The sequence below is a fragment of the Escherichia sp. WS1152 genome (assembly GCF_046487665.1).
Classification (GTDB): domain Bacteria; phylum Pseudomonadota; class Gammaproteobacteria; order Enterobacterales; family Enterobacteriaceae; genus Escherichia; species Escherichia coli.
Map to the genome: position 1 here is coordinate 270,166 of NZ_JBJQJA010000001.1, position 17,109 is coordinate 287,274.

The 17,109-nt window shown below is 49.9% G+C and carries 13 protein-coding genes; 5 read left to right on the plus strand and 8 right to left on the minus strand.

The features are described from left to right. Positions 1 to 136: 136 nt before the first annotated feature. From ompF to pncB, 3 genes are all read right to left on the minus strand, one after another. On the minus strand, positions 137 to 1,210 hold the full coding sequence (gene ompF / locus ACJHW7_RS01240; protein ID WP_000977905.1) for a porin OmpF: 1,074 nt from the start codon (positions 1,208 to 1,210) through the stop codon (positions 137 to 139). Positions 1,211 to 1,811: 601 nt separating this feature from the next. Beyond that, a complete protein-coding gene (gene asnS, locus ACJHW7_RS01245; RefSeq protein WP_000117881.1) occupies positions 1,812 to 3,212 on the minus strand; it encodes an asparagine--tRNA ligase in 1,401 nt (466 codons plus the stop codon). Positions 3,213 to 3,379: 167 nt separating this feature from the next. Further along, entirely contained in the window at positions 3,380 to 4,582 is a 1,203-nt protein-coding gene (gene pncB / locus ACJHW7_RS01250) for a nicotinate phosphoribosyltransferase (protein WP_001382979.1), read from the minus strand. A 265-nt stretch (positions 4,583 to 4,847) separates the two neighbouring features. Between pncB and pepN the strand changes: the two genes are divergently transcribed. Beyond that, positions 4,848 to 7,460, plus strand: a complete 2,613-nt coding sequence (gene pepN, locus ACJHW7_RS01255) for an aminopeptidase N (RefSeq protein WP_021556653.1) — start codon at positions 4,848 to 4,850, stop codon at positions 7,458 to 7,460. 42 nt (positions 7,461 to 7,502) lie between these two features. Here the strand turns inward: pepN and ssuB are convergent, their stop codons facing one another. Genes ssuB through ssuE form a run of 5 tightly spaced genes read right to left on the minus strand, consistent with a single transcriptional unit; the run spans position 7,503 to position 11,739 of the window. Further along, positions 7,503 to 8,270: an aliphatic sulfonates ABC transporter ATP-binding protein gene (gene ssuB / locus ACJHW7_RS01260; protein WP_021556654.1), complete on the minus strand. Its 768-nt coding sequence runs from the start codon at positions 8,268 to 8,270 to the stop codon at positions 7,503 to 7,505. Next, entirely contained in the window at positions 8,267 to 9,058 is a 792-nt protein-coding gene (gene ssuC, locus ACJHW7_RS01265; protein WP_000235203.1) for an aliphatic sulfonate ABC transporter permease SsuC, read from the minus strand. Before ssuC ends, ssuB begins: the two co-directional genes overlap by 4 nt. Before the next feature lie 11 nt (positions 9,059 to 9,069). Continuing rightward, positions 9,070 to 10,215 (minus strand): FMNH2-dependent alkanesulfonate monooxygenase, encoded by a 1,146-nt coding sequence (gene ssuD / locus ACJHW7_RS01270; RefSeq protein ID WP_000055980.1) that lies wholly within the window; start codon positions 10,213 to 10,215, stop codon positions 9,070 to 9,072. Then, positions 10,212 to 11,171, minus strand: coding sequence for an aliphatic sulfonate ABC transporter substrate-binding protein SsuA (gene ssuA, locus ACJHW7_RS01275; RefSeq protein WP_021556655.1), 960 nt, complete (start codon positions 11,169 to 11,171; stop codon positions 10,212 to 10,214). Before ssuA ends, ssuD begins: the two co-directional genes overlap by 4 nt. Beyond that, positions 11,164 to 11,739 carry an NADPH-dependent FMN reductase gene (ssuE, locus tag ACJHW7_RS01280; RefSeq protein ID WP_001263919.1) on the minus strand — a complete coding sequence of 192 codons (576 nt, stop codon included), beginning with the start codon at positions 11,737 to 11,739 and terminating at the stop codon, positions 11,164 to 11,166. The genes ssuA and ssuE overlap by 8 nt, the downstream gene beginning before the upstream one ends. A gap of 355 nt (positions 11,740 to 12,094) precedes the next feature. On the opposite strand from ssuE, the gene ACJHW7_RS01285 reads away from it, so the two are divergent. The 4 genes from ACJHW7_RS01285 (at position 12,095) to ACJHW7_RS01300 (ending at position 17,104) form a co-directional block, all read left to right on the plus strand. Next, positions 12,095 to 12,634, plus strand: a complete 540-nt coding sequence (locus ACJHW7_RS01285) for a fimbrial protein (RefSeq protein WP_000750295.1) — start codon at positions 12,095 to 12,097, stop codon at positions 12,632 to 12,634. A gap of 82 nt (positions 12,635 to 12,716) precedes the next feature. Continuing rightward, entirely contained in the window at positions 12,717 to 13,418 is a 702-nt protein-coding gene (locus ACJHW7_RS01290; protein WP_000845152.1) for a molecular chaperone, read from the plus strand. Positions 13,419 to 13,442: 24 nt separating this feature from the next. Next, a complete protein-coding gene (locus tag ACJHW7_RS01295; RefSeq protein WP_021556656.1) occupies positions 13,443 to 16,043 on the plus strand; it encodes a fimbrial biogenesis usher protein in 2,601 nt (866 codons plus the stop codon). After that, positions 16,034 to 17,104, plus strand: a complete 1,071-nt coding sequence (locus tag ACJHW7_RS01300; protein ID WP_001165673.1) for a fimbrial protein — start codon at positions 16,034 to 16,036, stop codon at positions 17,102 to 17,104. The genes ACJHW7_RS01295 and ACJHW7_RS01300 overlap by 10 nt, the downstream gene beginning before the upstream one ends. The last annotated feature ends 5 nt before the right edge of the window (positions 17,105 to 17,109 follow it).

Consider the following 17,109-nt stretch of genomic DNA (forward strand, 5'->3'; position numbering starts at 1 on the left):
CGGGAGATTTACAAAATTCCAACTATTACTGATGAAAACGCAGGCTGTTTTTGCAAGACGTGAGATTGCTCTGGAAGGCATAAAAAAAACAGGACCAAAGTCCTGTTTTTTCGGCATTTAACAAAGAGGTGTGCTATTAGAACTGGTAAACGATGCCCACAGCAACGGTGTCGTCTGAACCTACGCCCAGTTTGTTGTCAGAATCGATCTGGTTGATGATGTAGTCAACATAGGTGGACATGTTTTTGTTGAAGTAGTAGGTTGCGCCCACTTCAAAGTAGTTCACCAGATCAACATCACCGATACCTTCTACGTCTTTCGCTTTAGATTTGGTGTAAGCGATGGACGGACGCAGACCGAAATCGAACTGGTATTGCGCAACTAACAGAACGTCTTGCGTTTTGTTGGCGAAGCCGCCTTCAATTGGCGTAGCGTTACGGGTTTCACCGTAGTTCGCTGCCAGGTAGATGTTGTTCGCGTCATACTTCAGACCAGTTGCCCACTGTTCAGCTTTTTTACCCTGACCGCGGAATTCGGCTTCCTGGGCGTCGGTACGGTCTGCTGCACCGTAAGCACCTACGATACCAAAGCCTTCGAATTCGTAGCTGATAGAGCCACCGACGCCGTCGCCGTTGGAACGCTCAGGAATACCAGCACGTTCGTTTTTGCCCAGGTACTGAACGGCAAAGTTCAGGCCGTCAACCAGACCGAAGAAGTTGGAGTTACGATAGGTAGCAACGCCGCCTACACGACCAACGAAGAAGTCATCGCTGTATGCCGTGTCACCGCCAAACTCAGGCAGCATATCAGTGTAACCCAGTGCGTCGTAAACCACACCGTAGTTACGACCGTAGTCGATAGAACCCGCATCAGCGAATTTCAGACCTGCGAATGCCAAACGAGTTTTGTTACCTTTCTGGGCATCAGCGCCTTCAGAGTTGTTACCCTGGAAGTTATATTCCCACTGACCATAACCGGTCAGATCGGAATTGATTTGTGTTTCCCCTTTAAAACCAAGACGGGCATAAGTTTTGTCGCCGTTTCCGCCGTAACTGTTTACACCATTGTCTTTAGAAAAATAATGCAGACCGACAGCTTTACCGTACAGATCTACTTTGTTGCCATCTTTGTTATAGATTTCTGCAGCGTTTGCAGTACCTGCTACTAACAGAGCAGGGACGATCACTGCCAGAATATTGCGCTTCATCATTATTTATTACCCTCATGGTTTTTTTATGACACCTGCCACTGCCGTCAATAAGTTCTGTCAATAAAAATTTACGGAACTATTGATGAGAGTTTGGTGTCTTTATGTGTCTGCAGGCATCTTTCCATTCAAGCTAACGTTTCGCTACCGTGAAAGTGCTACAAAGATAAAGATTTGGTTTCAAAAAGAAAAAATATGTAACTAAAAGTAAAAATTAAGGAACTTTGTGAACACCGTCATATTTCCATAGAGGCGTGATGATATTTACAGCAATTTTTATCTATTTATATGATTTCCTTATATTTAAATTAACTAAACGGAAATTTTGTTTCTGATGGAAACTTTATCAACCTGGCACAAAATCCTCTTTCAGACATCCAGAACGCCAAAAAATAGTATGAAAATTGTGCTATCAGCTAAGAAAAAACTAATCCGCAATAAGAATGCGGATTATTTTTTGCGCATAAATGTTGCAATGTAATATTCCGTAACAGGATGATCGTTATGGCGGGGTTGCAAATAGATTGCTTGACTTAACAAACAGATAACTTGACAGAAAAGATAAAAAAAGAGCCAGCGGGCGCTGGCTCTTGAAGACGCTAAATTAGAAGCTGGCGTTACGCGGAGTACGTGGGAACGGAATCACATCACGCACGTTTTGCACACCAGTTACGTAAGCAATCAGGCGTTCAAAACCAAGACCGAAACCTGAATGCGGAACAGTACCGTAGCGACGCAGATCGCGATACCACCAGTAATCTTCTTTATTCAGGCCCATTTCCAGCATACGCTCGTCCAGCACGTCCAGACGTTCTTCACGCTGGGAGCCACCAATGATCTCACCGATGCCCGGAGCCAGAACGTCCATAGCCGCAACGGTTTTACCGTCTTCGTTAAGACGCATATAGAACGCTTTAATATCTTTCGGATAGTTTTTAACCACTACCGGTGCTTTAAAGTGTTCTTCCGCCAGATAACGTTCATGCTCAGAAGAGAGATCAACGCCCCAGTAAACCGGGTTTTCAAACTTCCTGCCGCAGTTTTCGAGAATGGTCACTGCGTCGGTGTAATCCACCTGCGCAAAATCGGCTTCAATGAAGCGTTCCAGACGTGAAACGGCATCTTTATCTACGCGTTCAGCGAAGAATTTCATGTCGTCAGCGCGTTCTTCGAGAACCGCTTTGAAGACATATTTCAGCATGGCTTCAGCCAGTCCCGCGATATCGTTCAGGTTAGCAAACGCCACTTCCGGTTCCAGCATCCAGAATTCCGCCAGGTGACGGCTGGTGTTGGAGTTTTCAGCACGGAAAGTCGGGCCGAAGGTATAAATTTTGGACAATGCGCAAGCGTAGGTTTCGCCGTTCAACTGGCCAGATACGGTCAGGAAAGACTCTTTACCAAAGAAGTCTTTGTCGAAATCCACTTTGCCCTGATCGTTACGCGGCAGGTTTTCCAGATCCAGCGTAGAAACGCGGAACATTTCGCCAGCACCTTCGGTATCAGATGCGGTAATCAGTGGCGTTGAAACCCAGAAGAATCCCTGCTCGTTAAAGAAGCGATGCAGCGCCTGCGCCAGCGTATGACGAACGCGCGCGACGGCACCAATCAGGTTTGTGCGCGGACGCAGGTGAGCGACTTCACGCAGATACTCAATGCTGTGGCGTTTTGCCGCCATCGGGTACGTGTCTGGATCTTCAACCCAACCAGCAACTTCAACCTTGCTGGCCTGAATTTCAAATTGTTGCCCCTGGCCCGGCGACGCCACGACTTTACCCGTCACAATGACCGAGCAACCGGTGGTCAGACGCAGGACGTCTTCATTGTAATTGGGCAGAGAATTATTGATGACAGCCTGTACAGGATCAAAGCAGGAACCGTCATAAACGGCGAGGAAGGAGATGCCAGCTTTTGAATCTCGGCGGGTACGTACCCATCCGCGTACGGTGACTTCGCTGTCAACGGCTACGCGGCCCTGGAGTACGTCGGCTACAGGCACAACGCTCATAATATTCTCTCTGTTAATAGTCGGAAAAAATAAACACTTGTCCACCCGTAAATGGGGGGATACCTATGTTACCTGGCATCTGCAATCAGACAAGCAGAATTCGCAAATGCAGCGAAAGATTTCGGAATTAAAGGTAAAAAAGGGAGCCGATTAGCTCCCTGATGATATTAACTGGCTTTTTTAATATGCGGAAGGTCGAACGCTTTGCGCAGCGCCCGAACAAACGCTTTATCGTGGCAGATAGTTTTGCCAGGGCTGTCAGAAAGTTTCGCCACCGGTTTACCGTTACACTCTACCAACTTAATCACAATATTCAGGGGTTTTACCTGGGGGATATCGCAGGTCAGGCGAGTCCCAATACCAAAACTTAATTGCACGCGGGAAGAGAAGTGGCGGTATAGCTCAACCGCTTTGCGTAAATCCAGATTGTCAGAGAAAACCAGCGTTTTACTCTGTGGATCAATTCCCAGCTTTTCATAATGTGCAATGGCTTTTTCACCCCATTCAACCGGGTCGCCAGAGTCATGACGCAGGCCCTGATACCGACTAGCGAACTCGACACCGAAATCACGCAGGAAAGCATCCATAGTGATGCAGTCGGTTAATGCAATGCCAAGTTGGTCGGGATACTCTTCCAGCCAGGCAGCAAGTGCAGCTCGCTGGCTGTTGGCTAGATCCGGGCTGATTTGCTGATGTGCCTGGAACCATTCGTGTGCCTGTGTTCCCATCGGCGTGAGGGAAAGCCGACGCGCCAGATCGTAGTTGCTGGTGCCCACGAACCAGGATTCCTGTTGCAGACGCTTAACGATGGTTTCTTGTACTTCGCGAGAAAAACGGCGACGGGTGCCAAAATCCATCAGATGGAAGCGCGACATATCAAGACCGGCGGTTAACGCCGAGAAGTCGACTAATTTGCTTTCCAGCGTGTCGAGGGCTTGCGCAACGTCGGCCTGCGGTGAGCGATAGCGATGTACCATTTCACTGATAACCGCCAGCAAAGGAACTTCCCAGAGGATGACTTCACGCCACGGGCCGCTTAAACGAATATCCAGCTTGCCATTATCGTTGGACACGGTGACTTGTTCCGGGTTAAAGCGGAACTCGCGTAGCCAGTTAAGATAGTCGGCCTTAAAGAAAGGCAGGGCAGAGAGCCACTGATATTCATCATCCTGCAGGCGCAGGTACTGCATCGCCTGAACCTGTTCACGAATAGCATCGGCATAAATACCCAGCAGATCGTCACCTCGGCAACGAAACTCCGCCGCGACATGCACATCGTAATAATGATGAAACACGGCTTGCTGCATATGCAACTTATAAGCATCTGTATCCAGCAACGAGTGCAGAACAGGAGAAGCGAATTGTGTCATAGGTGCGCAGTAGCGTCCTCGTACAGGAGCGTTTAGTACAATAAACATCTTCAGGAACTGCTGGAGTATACCTTGTTTCGCAATTTATTGAACCCCGATCACACCATATGCCACCTTTCTGGTCGATGGCATTACGCGGTGTATGTTATAAAAATGTAGCAATAAAGGCGTTTGTACCTGAAAAGATGAAGATTCTGCATAGCGCGATTTACGCAACAGGAATAGACTGAACACCAGACTCTATAAAAGATGCTAAAGGTTATTTATGACTCAACAGCCACAAGCCAAATACCGTCACGATTATCGTGCGCCGGATTACCAGATTACTGATATTGACTTGACCTTTGACCTCGACGCGCAAAAGACGGTCGTTACCGCGGTCAGCCAGGCTGTCCGTCATGGTGCATCAGATGCTCCGCTTTGTCTCAACGGCGAAGACCTCAAACTGGTTTCTGTTCATATTAATGATGAGCCGTGGTCCGCCTGGAAAGAAGAAGAGGGCGCACTGGTCATCAGTAATTTGCCGGAGCGTTTTACGCTTAAGATCATTAATGAAATAAGCCCGGCGGCGAATACGGCGCTGGAAGGGCTTTATCAGTCAGGCGATGCGCTTTGCACCCAGTGTGAAGCCGAAGGTTTCCGCCATATTACGTATTATCTCGACCGCCCGGACGTGCTGGCGCGTTTTACCACCAAAATTATTGCCGATAAAATCAAATATCCCTTCCTGCTTTCCAATGGTAACCGCGTTGCGCAAGGCGAACTGGAAAACGGACGTCATTGGGTGCAGTGGCAGGACCCGTTCCCGAAACCATGCTACCTGTTTGCGCTGGTGGCAGGCGACTTTGATGTACTGCGCGACACCTTTACCACGCGTTCTGGTCGCGAAGTAGCGCTGGAGCTGTACGTCGATCGCGGCAACCTTGATCGCGCGCCGTGGGCGATGACCTCGCTGAAAAACTCCATGAAATGGGATGAAGAACGCTTTGGCCTGGAGTATGACCTAGACATCTATATGATCGTCGCGGTGGATTTCTTCAATATGGGCGCAATGGAGAATAAGGGTCTGAATATCTTTAACTCCAAATATGTGCTGGCCCGCACCGACACCGCCACCGACAAAGATTACCTCGATATTGAACGCGTTATCGGCCATGAATATTTCCATAACTGGACCGGTAACCGAGTGACCTGCCGCGACTGGTTCCAGCTCAGCCTGAAAGAAGGTTTAACCGTCTTCCGCGATCAGGAATTCAGCTCTGACCTTGGTTCCCGCGCAGTTAACCGCATCAATAATGTGCGCACCATGCGCGGATTGCAGTTTGCGGAAGACGCCAGCCCGATGGCGCACCCAATCCGCCCGGACATGGTCATTGAGATGAACAACTTCTACACCCTGACCGTTTACGAGAAGGGCGCGGAGGTGATTCGCATGATCCACACCCTGCTTGGCGAAGAAAATTTCCAGAAAGGGATGCAGCTCTATTTCGAGCGTCATGATGGTAGCGCAGCGACCTGTGACGATTTTGTGCAGGCGATGGAAGATGCGTCGAATGTCGATCTCTCCCATTTCCGCCGTTGGTACAGCCAGTCCGGTACGCCGGTTGTGACCGTCAAAGACGACTACAATCCGGAAACCGAGCAGTACACCCTGACCATCAGCCAGCGCACGCCAGCCACGCCGGATCAGGCAGAAAAACAGCCGCTGCATATTCCGTTTGCCATCGAATTGTATGACAACGAAGGCAAAGTGATCCCGTTGCAGAAAGGCGGTCATCCGGTGAATTCCGTGCTGAACGTCACCCAGGCGGAACAGACCTTTGTTTTTGATAATGTCTACTTCCAGCCGGTGCCTGCGCTGCTGTGCGAATTCTCTGCGCCAGTGAAACTGGAATATAAGTGGAGCGATCAGCAACTGACCTTCCTGATGCGTCATGCGCGTAATGATTTCTCCCGTTGGGATGCGGCGCAAAGTTTGCTGGCAACCTACATCAAGCTGAACGTCGCCCGTCATCAGCAAGGGCAGCCGCTGTCTCTGCCGGTACATGTGGCTGACGCTTTCCGCGCGGTGCTGCTCGATGAGAAGATTGATCCGGCGCTGGCGGCAGAAATCCTGACGCTGCCTTCTGTCAATGAAATGGCTGAACTGTTCGATATCATCGACCCGATTGCTATTGCCGAAGTACGCGAAGCACTCACTCGTACTCTGGCGACTGAACTGGCGGATGAGCTACTGGCTATTTACAACGCGAATTACCAGAGCGAGTACCGTGTTGAGCATGAAGATATTGCAAAACGCACTCTGCGTAATGCCTGCCTGCGTTTCCTCGCTTTTGGTGAAACGCATCTGGCTGATGTGCTGGTGAGCAAGCAGTTCCACGAAGCAAACAATATGACCGATGCGCTGGCGGCGCTTTCCGCGGCGGTTGCCGCACAGCTGCCATGCCGTGACGCGCTGATGCAGGAGTACGACGACAAGTGGCATCAGGACGGTCTGGTGATGGATAAATGGTTTATCCTGCAAGCCACCAGCCCGGCGGCGAATGTGCTGGAGACGGTGCGCGGCCTGTTGCAGCATCGCTCATTTACCATGAGCAACCCGAACCGTATTCGTTCGTTGATTGGTGCGTTTGCGGGCAGCAACCCGGCAGCGTTCCATGCCGAAGATGGGAGCGGTTACCAGTTCCTGGTGGAAATGCTTACCGACCTGAACAGCCGTAACCCGCAGGTAGCTTCACGCCTGATTGAACCGCTGATTCGCCTGAAACGTTATGATGCCAAACGTCAGGAGAAAATGCGTGCGGCGCTGGAACAGTTGAAAGGGCTGGAAAATCTCTCTGGCGATCTGTACGAGAAGATCACCAAAGCACTGGCTTGATAAATCCCCGAATGGCGGCAATAGCGCCGCCATTCGGGGATTTTACCCCTGTTTTCTCAGGCGAGTTTCAGACTCACCACGCTGCATTACCCGTTGCAACACTTCCGCTTCCAGCTCCGCTAATCGCACCGACCCTAACCGGCGCGGACGGGGAATATCCACCGTCAAATCCAGACCAATTTTTCCCTCTTCAATTAACAACACCCGATCAGCCATTGCTACCGCTTCGCTCACATCATGCGTCACCAACAGTACGGTAAAGCCGTGCTCCTGCCAAAGTGACACAATCAAATCCTGCATCTCGAGTCGCGTTAAGGCATCCAGCGCACCGAGCGGTTCATCAAGCAACAATAAACCCGGTCGATGAATCAACGCTCTTGCCAGCGCCACTCGCTGTTTCTGCCCGCCAGAAAGTGCGGCAGGCCATTCCCCGGCGCGATTCTCCAGTCCTACCGCAGCCAACGCCCGACGCGCGGCATCGCGCCACTGGCCTTTAAGGCCTAACCCAACGTTATCAATCACCGATTTCCACGGTAGCAGACGCGCATCCTGAAACATCATTCGCGTGTCTTCCTGAATTTCAGCCAGCGGTGTGGTGCCCGCTAACACATCGCCAGCGGTTGGCGTTTCCAGACCTGCCAGCAGGCGCAGCAGGGTACTTTTGCCACCACCGCTGCGGCCCACCACCGCCACAAACTGACCTGCCGGAATATGCAAATCCAGTTGGTTCAGGACGATATTTTCCGTGTAATGTTTGCTTACTGCATTGAGCAACAATGGCGTGCCCTGGTTCAGACGAGCAGTATTCATACCGTGGCCTCCTTCAAATGATAAGCCGGGTTCCAGCGCAACCAGAGGCGCTCTAACAGCTGCGCGCTGACGTCAGCAAGTTTGCCGAGCAGGGCGTAAAGAATAATAGCGACCACCACCACGTCCGTTTGCAAAAACTCCCGCGCATTCATCGCCAGATAACCAATGCCTGAATTGGCAGAAATGGTTTCGGCAACAATCAGCGTCAGCCACATCAGGCCCAACGCAAAACGCACGCCGACCATAATTGAGGGCAGGGCACCAGGCAGGATCACATGGATAAACAGCGGTATGCCGGATAATCCATAGCTACGCGCCATCTCCACCAACCCGCGATCGATATTACGGATGCCATGCCAGGTGTTGATATAAATGGGGAATAGCGTACCGAGCGCCACCAGAAAGATTTTTGCGGATTCATCAATGCCAAACCACAAAATCACCAGCGGGATCAGCGCCAGATGCGGCACGTTGCGCAACATCTGAATTGAGGTATCCAGCAGTCGCTCACCCCAGCGTGACAGCCCGCTAATCAGTCCCAAAATCAACCCCAGCGATCCGCCAATTGAAAAGCCAATCAGCGCCCGCCAGGAGCTGATCGCCAGATGCTGCCACAGTTCGCCGCTGGCGGAGAGCGTCCAGAACGCCGTCACCACTCCTTCCGGTGAAGGCAAAATACGCGTCGACAGCCAGCCAACCGAGGAGGCCAGTTGCCACACCGCCACGATGCCCACCGGTAAAAACCAGGGGGCAACGCGCAATAACCACTTCTTCACTGGCGTTGCCATCATCGTGTTCCTTAGCTTTGCGCGACTCTGCGAGGGATAAAATCATTCGCCACCGCTTCGCCTTGCGGATTCAGCGGCTGCGGCTGGGGAATTTCCGGAATGGCGACATCCAGATGTGGGAACAGCAACTCGCCGACCCGATACGCTTCTTCCAGATGCGGATAGCCCGAAAGCACAAAGCTGTCGATGCCAAGCGCGGCATATTCGTTGATTCGCGCAGCGACCGTAGGACCATCGCCCACCAGCGCCGTCCCGGCACCGCCGCGCACTAAGCCAACGCCCGCCCATAAATTGGGGCTGATCTCCAGATTGTCGCGCTTGCCGTTATGTAGCGCTGCCATTCGCTGTTGCCCCACGGAATCCGTGCGGGCGAATGCGGCTTGTGCTTTGGCGATAGTCTCATCATCAAGATGCGAGATTAACCGCTCGGCGGCCTGCCACGCTTCGTCGTTAGTTTCACGAACAATCACATGCAGACGAATGCCGAAACGAATTTTGCGTCCATGCGCGGCAGCTTTCGCCCGCACTTGTTCGATTTTCTCTTTAACCAGTTCCGGCGGTTCGCCCCAGGTGAGGTAGAGATCAACCTGTTCTGCCGCCAGCTCCTGGGCGACGTCTGACGATCCGCCAAAGTAAAGCGGAGGATACGGCTGTTGAATCGGCGGGAAGAGCAGTTTGGCTCCCCGCACATGAATATGTTTACCGTTGAAATCGACGGTTTCCCCCAGCAATAAACGCCGCCAGACCTGGGTAAATTCCGCCGAGGCTTCGTAGCGCTCACTATGATCAAGGAACACGCCGTCGCCTGCCAGTTCTTGTGGATCGCTGCCTGTGACCAGGTTAAACAACGCACGTCCATTTGAGAGACGGTCAAGCGTGGCGGCCTGGCGGGCGGCAACGGTAGGTGAGGTTACGCTGGGACGCAGGGCGACAAGAAACTTCAGCCGCTGCGTCACCGGGATCATCGATGCGGCAACCAGCCACGCATCTTCGCAGGAGCGCCCCGTTGGGATCAGCACACCGGTATAACCCAGACGATCCGCCGCTTGCGCAATTTGTTGCAGATAACCGTGATCAACCGGGCGTGAACCTTCTTCCGTTCCCAGATAATGCCCGTCACCATGGGTCGGTAAAAACCAGAACATATTCAGACTCATAATTGTTTTCCTTCCAGTTGAGTGGGCTGCCAGATGCGTTGGCGAATATCGACTTTTTTCGGCACCAGACGGTTTTCATAAAACAGATCTGACGTTTGCTGCTGTAAGGCGGCAACCTCGGCGTTAACCGGTTTGATGGTGGTAGGAGGGCGATGATCTAAGTAAGAGGCAATCACCGGTGCCGGTAAGCCCATCGTTTTTGCCAGTAAAGCGATGCTTTGCTCGCGCTGGCTGCGGGTTAACGCATCGGCCTCACTAAAGGTTGCCAGTACACCCTGAATAAAAGCGCCGTTTTTTTCTGCATAGGGGCGAGCTGCCAGATAAAACGATCCGGTTTGATTGAGATCGGTGCCGTCTTTCAACACCCGCACGCCGCCCTGTAATAATGCAGCGGAGTAGTAGGGATCCCAGATAGCCCAGGCGTCAACGTTACCTTGCTGGAACGCGGCGCGGGCATCAGCGGGTGTCAGGTAAGTGGGTTGTATATCGGTAAACTTAAGCCCGGCCTGGCGTAGTGCGCGCAGTAAAAGGTTGTGCGAACTGGAACCTTTCTGAAAGGCAACTTTGTGACCTTTAAGATCGGCTACGGTTTTGATCGGGCTGTTTTCTGCCACCAGAATCACTTCGGCTTTGGGCTTCGGTGGCTCGACGCCCACATATACCAAATCAGCCCCGGCAGCCTGGGCAAAGATTGGCGGAATATCCCCGGTACTGCCGAGATCAATACTGCCAACGTTTAACGCTTCCAACATTTGCGGACCCGCGGGGAACTCCACCCAGGAGATTTTTGATTGCGGATAGCGTTTTTCCAGTAACTGGTGGCTTTTTGCCAATACCATACCAATACTGCCTTTCTGATAGCCTATACGTAACGCTTCAGGCGAGGATTCTGCAGCAACCACAATCGTAGAGACGCTAAGCAATCCCACCAGCGCCAGTTTAATGATGTTACGCATGGGCATTACCTCGCAGAGAATGAAGATCAGGAACCTGAACATCGCGGCGGTGCAATGCCTGCCAGAAAGTTTCTAGCGCGGTATCAAGACGGGTTTGTAAATTCGGCGTGAACTGGGGTTTGTGATGGTAATCAATTACTTGTGAGTCATCGGCAAACACGCCGTGCAGGATCTCCTGGGCTTTCAGCGCACTTAAAACTGGCTTAAGGGCATAATCGACCGCCAGCAGATGGGCCACCGTACCGCCCGTCGCCAGCGGTAGCACCACCTTGCCTTGCAACGCACGTTCTGGCAGCAGGTCGAGCAGGGTTTTCAGCGCACCGGAATAGGCGGCTTTATACACAGGCGTGGCGACAATCAGCCCGTCAGCCTGTTGCAACTGTTCGGTGAAGGTATGGAGTGCCGGACTATCGAAACGAGCATAAAGCAGATCTTCCGCGGCGAAGTTTTGCAGATTCCAGTGATAAACCTCAACATCCAGGCCATTTAGTTTTTCCCGCGCATATTCCAGCAAGGAGCTGGAGCGAGAAGGAAAGCGAGGACTACCCGCCAGGGTGATGACACGCATACTCTCTCCTTATAACCAATTGTTCTTGTTTTGTTAACATTGATAACAATTCGCTCAGTCTGTCGGAGAGACAAGAAAATGCCAAATATAAATTTTGTGTATCTTTTTCTGAAAATAAACTAAAGAAAGGGCTTTATATATCACGCATATTTATTTATTGGATAGTCATTAGATGTTGAATCAATGAATTACTCGTTCAGGTAATATTTAAATATTCATGAAATCTATAAATTAAAGATTTGTCACTTATTGGATTTAGTATGCTTGATTTAAATGGCGGACAATTATTGTTATTATTAAGTCTGATGTCATTTAAAGGCATTATCATATTTACGAAGAGATCAGGATGATAACGATGAAAAAAAGTGTATTGACGGCGTTTATAACTGTGGTATGTGCAACGTCCAGCGTTATGGCTGCTGATGATAATGCTATCACGGATGGCTCAGTAACATTTAATGGTAAAGTTATTGCTCCAGCTTGTACCCTGGTAGCTGCGACGAAAGATTCCGTGGTGACTTTGCCAGATGTTAGTGCCACGAAGTTGCAAACCAATGGTCAGGTTTCTGGCGTGCAAACTGATGTGCCAATTGAATTAAAAGATTGTGATACTACCGTAACAAAAAATGCAACGTTCACCTTTAATGGCACTGCGGATACTACTCAGATTACAGCGTTTGCTAACCAGGCCTCATCTGATGCTGCTACAAACGTGGCCCTGCAAATGTATATGAATGATGGTACAACGGCCATCAAGCCAGACACAGAAACCGGGAACATTTTGTTGCAAGATGGAGATCAGACGTTGACTTTTAAAGTTGATTATATCGCTACGGGGAAAGCGACTTCTGGTAATGTGAATGCGGTAACAAATTTCCATATTAACTATTATTAATAGAACTCATTAATTGTTTTATTAATTAGTACCCCTCCAGTGTTCTGGAGGGGATATTCATATTTTTTAAGAGTGACTGTTTATGAAAACTTGCATAACAAAGGGAATTGTGACCGTAAGTTTAACGGCAATATTACTCAGCTGCTCATCCGCATGGGCGGCAGGTAAAGGCGGGATTGGACTTGCAGCAACACGTCTTGTTTATTCAGAAGGTGAAGAGCAAATTTCACTGGGTGTACGTAACACCAGTCCGGATGTTCCTTATCTTATTCAGTCATGGGTGATGACCCCAGATAATAAAAAATCAGCAGACTTTATTATTACACCACCGCTATTTGTGCTGAATCCGGCTAATGAGAATCTGTTACGCATTATGTACATTGGTGCGCCGTTGGCGAAAGACAGAGAAACCCTTTTCTTCACTAGCGTACGGGCAGTCCCTTCAACAACGAAGCGGGAAGAGGGAAATACCCTGAAGATTGCCACACAAAGCGTCATCAAACTTTTCTGGCGACCAAAAGGTTTAGCGTATCCCTTAGGCGAGGCTCCGGCGAAACTGCGTTGCACTTCGTCAGCTGACATGGTTACGGTCAGTAACCCAACACCTTATTTCATTACCCTGACAGACCTGAAAATAGGTGGAAAGGTAGTTAAAAATCAAATGATTTCCCCCTTTGATAAATACCAATTCTCTCTGCCAAAGGGTGCCAAAAATAGCAGCGTAACGTATCGAACCATCAATGACTACGGGGCGGAAACGCCGCAACTCAACTGTAAATCGTAATTCGTCTTCAGTTAAGAGAGCGAGATGTATAGAACTCACCGACAACACAGCCTGTTAAGCTCTGGTGGAGTGCCATCGTTTATTGGTGGGCTGGTGGTGTTTGTGTCGGCATCGTTCAATGCACAAGCTGAAACCTGGTTCGATCCAGCCTTTTTCAAAGATGATCCCTCAATGGTGGCCGATTTGTCTCGTTTCGAAAAAGGACAAAAAATAACGCCAGGGGTTTATCGTGTCGATATTGTTCTGAATCAGACAATTGTAGATACGCGCAACGTCAATTTTGTTGAGATAACGCCAGAGAAGGGGATTGCCGCCTGTTTGACGACTGAAAGCCTGGATGCAATGGGCGTGAATACTGATGCATTTCCGGCTTTTAAACAACTGGACAAACAAGCGTGTGCGCCATTGGCGGAGATTATTCCGGATGCCAGCGTAACTTTTAATGTGAATAAACTCCGTCTGGAAATTTCAGTACCGCAAATTGCTATAAAAAGTAACGCTCGTGGTTATGTCCCCCCTGAACGTTGGGATGAAGGGATCAACGCGCTATTACTGGGATATTCATTTAGCGGGGCTAACAGTATTCATAGCAGCGCAGATAGTGATTCTGGCGACAGTTATTTTCTGAATTTAAACAGTGGCGTTAATTTAGGCCCATGGAGATTGCGCAACAATTCAACATGGAGTCGCAGTAGTGGCCAAACCGCAGAATGGAAGAATCTCAGCAGCTATTTGCAGCGGGTGGTTATTCCACTAAAAGGCGAACTGACCGTAGGTGATGATTATACTGCAGGCGATTTTTTCGATAGTGTCAGCTTTCGTGGTGTGCAGCTGGCGTCAGATGACAACATGCTGCCAGACAGCCTGAAAGGGTTTGCGCCTGTGGTGCGTGGTATCGCCAAAAGCAATGCCCAGATAACGATTAAGCAAAATGGTTACACCATTTACCAAACTTATGTATCGCCTGGTGCTTTTGAAATTAGTGATCTCTATTCCACGTCGTCGAGCGGTGATTTGTTAGTTGAAATCAAAGAAGCGGACGGCAGCGTCAATAGCTACAGCGTACCCTTTTCCAGCGTGCCATTACTCCAGCGTCAGGGGCGAATCAAATACGCGGTGACACTGGCGAAATACAGAACCAATAGTAATGAACAGCAGGAGAGCAAATTTGCCCAGGCCACGTTGCAGTGGGGCGGACCGTGGGGAACGACCTGGTATGGTGGTGGACAATATGCTGAATATTACCGTGCCGCCATGTTTGGTCTGGGATTTAACCTCGGCGATTTCGGAGCAATTTCGTTCGATGTGACCCAGGCGAAGAGTACGCTGGCAGACCAAAGCGAACATAAAGGTCAGTCATATCGTTTTCTGTATGCCAAAACGCTCAACCAATTGGGTACTAACTTTCAATTGATGGGCTATCGCTATTCGACGTCGGGTTTCTACACCCTTTCCGACACCATGTATAAACATATGGATGGCTACGAATTTAATGACGGTGATGATGAAGATACGCCGATGTGGTCGCGTTATTACAATTTGTTTTACACCAAACGTGGCAAACTGCAGGTCAATATCTCCCAGCAATTAGGCGAGTACGGTTCGTTTTATTTAAGTGGTAGCCAGCAAACTTACTGGCATACCGATCAACAGGATCGGCTATTACAGTTTGGCTACAACACGCAAATTAAAGATCTCTCGCTAGGGGTTTCCTGGAATTACAGTAAGTCCCGTGGTCAACCTGATGCTGATCAGGTGTTTGCACTTAATTTTTCCCTGCCGATCAATCTGTTGCTCCCCAGAAGTAATGATAGCTATACCAGCAAAAAAAATTACGCCTGGATGACCTCTAACACCAGTATCGATAACGAAGGGCACACTACACAAAACCTGGGTTTAACGGAGACACTACTCGATGACGGTAACCTGAGCTACAGCGTGCAACAGGGATATAACAGCGAGGGGAAAACGGCTAATGGTAGCGCCAGCATGGACTACAAAGGGGCGTTTGCGGATGCCCGGGTGGGCTACAACTACAGCGATAACGGCAGTCAACAACAACTGAACTACGCTCTTTCAGGCAGTTTAGTTGCCCATTCACAGGGCATTACCCTGGGGCAATCGCTGGGGGAAACTAACGTTCTGATTGCAGCGCCAGGCGCAGAGAATACTCGTGTGGCGAACAGCACCGGGCTGAAAACTGACTGGCGCGGATATACCGTTGTTCCTTATGCCACTTCTTATCGTGAAAATCGAATCGCACTTGATGCGGCGTCGTTAAAACGTAACGTGGATCTTGAAAATGCAGTAGTCAACGTGGTTCCCACCAAAGGGGCGTTGGTTCTGGCGGAGTTCAATGCCCATGCGGGAGCAAGGGTATTAATGAAAACAACAAAGCAGGGTATACCGCTGCGTTTTGGCGCGATAGCGACGCTGGACGGGGTACAGGCTAATAGCGGCATAATTGATGATGATGGCTCGCTCTATATGGCGGGTTTACCGGCGAAGGGAACAATAACCGTACGCTGGGGCGAAGCACCCGATCAAATTTGTCATATCAGTTACGAGCTTACCGAACAACAAATTAACTCTGCGATTACGCGAATGGATGCCATATGCAGATAATCTTTGGAGAAAAATGCGTGTCATTACTACGACTATTTTTTGCCGCCGTCTTAATGCTATGGTGCGCTCAAACCGCTGCTTATAGCGGGCAGTGTCATACCACTCAGGGGAATCCGTATATTGGCGTCAATTTTGGCGTTAAAACCCTGGAGGAAGAAGAAAATACTGCAGGGGTAGTTAAAGACAAATTTTATCAGTGGAACGAATCGAATGATTATTATGTTTCCTGTGATTGCGATAAAGACAATGTCAGAAATGGTCGATGGGCATTCGCCGCGGATTCACCGTTAGTCTATTTAGGCGACAACTGGTACAAAATTAATGACTATCTTGCCGCCAAAGTTTTATTGCAGGTTAAAGGCAGTTCTCCTACTGCGGTTCCTTTCGAAAACGTGGGCACAGGGGGGGATACCCGATGGCATATTTGCGACCCTGGCGGTCAACGTTTAGGCGGCCAGGGGGCTAGCGGTAATAGCGGTAGCTTTTCCCTGAAAATATTGCAGCCGTTCGTTGGCTCGGTCGTCATTCCTCCTATGGCGCTGGCGCGATTATTTGAATGCTACAACATACCTGCAGGTGATTCCTGCACGACTACAGGTACACCGGTTTTAGTGTATTACCTGTCTGGTACGATCAATTCACTTGGCTCATGTTCCGTCAATGCCGGAGAAACAATCGAGGTTGATCTGGGCGACGTATTTGCGGCTAACTTTCGTGTTGTAGGGCATAAGCCTCTTGGGGCCAGAACGGCAGAACTTGCAATTCCGGTCAGGTGTAACACGGGAAACGCGGGGTTAGTTAACGTCAACCTGAGTCTGACTGCAACCTCAGACCCCAGCTATCCCCAGGCGATTAAGACGTCACGTCCTGGCGTGGGCGTGGTGGTGACCGATAGCCAGAACAACATTATTTCCCCTGCTGGTGGAACACTACCGCTCTCTATTCCTGATGATGCAGACAGTATCGCGCGAATAAATGTCTATCCAGTCAGCACGACAGGTGTACCACCAGAAACCGGGCGATTTGAAGCCACGGCAACGGTGAGAATAAATTTTGATTAACGCGT

Bases quoted from the DNA above. Each gene is read 5' to 3' on its own strand.
- ssuC (WP_000235203.1), bottom strand. From the start codon at position 9,058: ATGGCAACGCCAGTGAAGAAGTGGTTATTGCGCGTTGCCCCCTGGTTT.
- ACJHW7_RS01300 (WP_001165673.1), top strand. From the start codon at position 16,034: ATGCAGATAATCTTTGGAGAAAAATGCGTGTCATTACTACGACTATTT.
- pepN (WP_021556653.1), top strand. From the start codon at position 4,848: ATGACTCAACAGCCACAAGCCAAATACCGTCACGATTATCGTGCGCCG.
- pncB (WP_001382979.1), bottom strand. From the start codon at position 4,582: ATGACACAATTCGCTTCTCCTGTTCTGCACTCGTTGCTGGATACAGAT.
- ssuB (WP_021556654.1), bottom strand. From the start codon at position 8,270: ATGAATACTGCTCGTCTGAACCAGGGCACGCCATTGTTGCTCAATGCA.
- ssuE (WP_001263919.1), bottom strand. From the start codon at position 11,739: ATGCGTGTCATCACCCTGGCGGGTAGTCCTCGCTTTCCTTCTCGCTCC.
- ssuA (WP_021556655.1), bottom strand. From the start codon at position 11,171: ATGCGTAACATCATTAAACTGGCGCTGGTGGGATTGCTTAGCGTCTCT.
- ompF (WP_000977905.1), bottom strand. From the start codon at position 1,210: ATGATGAAGCGCAATATTCTGGCAGTGATCGTCCCTGCTCTGTTAGTA.
- ssuD (WP_000055980.1), bottom strand. From the start codon at position 10,215: ATGAGTCTGAATATGTTCTGGTTTTTACCGACCCATGGTGACGGGCAT.
- ACJHW7_RS01285 (WP_000750295.1), top strand. From the start codon at position 12,095: ATGAAAAAAAGTGTATTGACGGCGTTTATAACTGTGGTATGTGCAACG.
- asnS (WP_000117881.1), bottom strand. From the start codon at position 3,212: ATGAGCGTTGTGCCTGTAGCCGACGTACTCCAGGGCCGCGTAGCCGTT.
- ACJHW7_RS01290 (WP_000845152.1), top strand. From the start codon at position 12,717: ATGAAAACTTGCATAACAAAGGGAATTGTGACCGTAAGTTTAACGGCA.
- ACJHW7_RS01295 (WP_021556656.1), top strand. From the start codon at position 13,443: ATGTATAGAACTCACCGACAACACAGCCTGTTAAGCTCTGGTGGAGTG.